At 40.9% G+C, this 2325-nt stretch carries 2 protein-coding genes; both read right to left on the bottom strand.

The window, feature by feature from the left end; all coding sequences use genetic code 11:
- Positions 1-124: 124 nt before the first annotated feature.
- Complete coding sequence (gene istB / locus BLS20_RS13465) at positions 125-910, bottom strand: IS21-like element helper ATPase IstB (protein WP_176762429.1); 786 nt, start codon at positions 908-910, stop codon at positions 125-127.
- Positions 911-924: 14 nt separating this feature from the next.
- A partial coding sequence (istA, locus tag BLS20_RS13470) for an IS21 family transposase (RefSeq protein WP_143010284.1) occupies positions 925-2325 on the bottom strand: 1401 nt, incomplete at its 5' end.

Genomic DNA, 2325 nt, shown 5'->3' on the forward strand with positions numbered 1-2325 from the left:
TGATTATTCTTGCCTATTTGGTACAAGCATCCTGTAACATCCGGACATTGGTTCCTGCATTATTCGGACGTTAGTTCTTATAACATCCGGACAAGATTCCTGTATCAAGTAGACAAGATGACTTCTACTGTTCAATATACTCTTTTTCGCTTGCGCTGTCATCTGCGTAAGCCGGCATATGTTCGACCGTAGGTCGCCTAGATGGGCCTTTTAGGTTGAAGCGATATGCATTTCGCACGATTCGATCTAAGACCGCATCTGCGATGGTTGGATCCTTGAAAACCGAAGGCCAGTCTTTCACCGGAAGCTGGGCAGATATAGCCACTGATCTCTGATGGTGGTATCGCTCTTCTATGATTTCTAAGAAATCTTGGGTCATCCCTAAATCGAGTTGTTTCATACCAAAGTCATCTAGAATCAGTAAATCAGGACGCACCAAGTCTTTCATAAGCTTGTTATATGAACCATCCCCTTTTCCAATCGTAAGGTTGGTTAGCAAACGTGTAGTTCGATAACACTTCACGGAATATCCTTGCATACAAGCTTGCCTGCCATAAGCAGAAAGAAGATATGTCTTCCCAACACCAGTTGCACCTGTGATGATGAGATTGTTACCGCTTTTAATCCATTGGCAATCCGCCAATCGAACAACATCTGTTTTTTTAAGCTTTCGTGCCGAATCATAATCGATATCAGACAGGCTTGCTGTTGGCTCTCTTAGCTCCGCTTTTTTGATTAACCGATTCGTTTTTGCTCGAACTCGTGCATCATACTGAGCAGTGACAATCATTGCTAGTCGATCATCAAAGGAAAGCTCTGATGAAGCCGGTAGTTCTTCTTGCCTTGCGTATTCAAGTTTCATTGCATGCAACTTCATTTCTGTTAGTTGCTCTACTGTTTGATAGTTCATGATGGATACCTCCTTTACATCCATTCTCCGATACGGAGATTTTCATGATATGGAGTTGGAGTATCCGCATCGGCTGTGTTGTTTGCGGGTTGCTTATCCTGACCATTCTTGAGAATGTTTTTCAGGGTTGTATAATTAACAGAGTGTAATTCCAATGCCTTTTTACAGGCCTTGTTTACCCTGTTATTACCATAGGTACGGCTGAAGTTTATAACTGCCATGCATGATTTGTAAGCCTGCTCCTCGAAGTCTACGGACTCTAACAAGGTCTTGACAAAAATGAATGTGTCATTTCCAATCTTTGCAGCACGCTGGCGATAATAATGGCCATTGTAATTATTAAATTCAACGACAGCCTTATGGTTTTCAGGCATATGGTCTATAGAAGTAACATAGCGCTTTCCAGAACGGCGTCTTTCGTGAATGGCAATACGATTACCTATTTCATCGTATATTTCAATCTTTTTAGCATAAGCATGAATACATACTGAACGATGATAGAAACTGTACGGGACTGAATAATAAAATCCGTCATAGGGCACATGATAGTTGTTTGGCACCTTATTAATTCGAACCGTGTCATAGAATACAAACGGTTCCTTAGGCAAAGGACGGAGCATAGGTTTATCCAAAGCAATAAAGTTACTTTTTCTTGAACCGGTACGATGCTTAAAATCACGCTCGACTAATTCATACAGGCGTTCTTTAATGTCATGGTTTAATGCTTCAAAACTATAATAGATTCTTTGCTTCAACCATTCCAAAAGCCAAGTTTCTAACCAACCCACACCGGATTCTACCGAAGGTTTATCCTTCGGTTTACGAACACGCGCAGGTATAATTGCAACTTGATAATGCCTCGCTAAATCACGATAAGAATGATTGATTTGAGGATCATAAAGGTTTGTATGTATAACCGCTGTTTTGCAGTTGTCTGGCACAAGTATGCGCGGCAGCCCACCATACCATTCGAATGCATCGATATGAGCCTGATTCCAACTCATTTGAGTTTCATCAGGGAATGCCTCTACAAACGGATAGGAACTATCACCTAACGTGGTTACGAAGAAATGCGCATCATGTATTTCTCCAGTTCCATAGTCCATGACACATGGTAAAGTATCACCTATCCAATCAATAAAGAGTTCTTTTCCAGGTTCTCTTTCTTGAGGAAGAATTACATTTTTACCGGAAGATTTCTTCCACTCGTTATATTTAGCGCAAAATCGACTATAACTATATCCATCCGGATTATCTAGTCGGTATTCTTCTTGCCAAATATACTGAAGATTAATTCTTCGACTAGATAGGAGGCGCTTATGAATTGTCTCCCAATCAGGTTCTTCTTTTACCTGTTTGCGGCCGAAAGAATCAGGATAAATAAGTTCATTAATTCGCTCCGGCGACATAGACAA

This window comes from Eubacterium oxidoreducens (assembly GCF_900104415.1).
Lineage (GTDB): Bacteria > Bacillota > Clostridia > Lachnospirales > Lachnospiraceae > Eubacterium_C > Eubacterium_C oxidoreducens.

Excerpts from the sequence above, each read along its gene's own strand:
- istB (WP_176762429.1), bottom strand. The coding sequence starts at position 910 with ATGAACTATCAAACAGTAGAGCAACTAACAGAAATGAAGTTGCATGCA.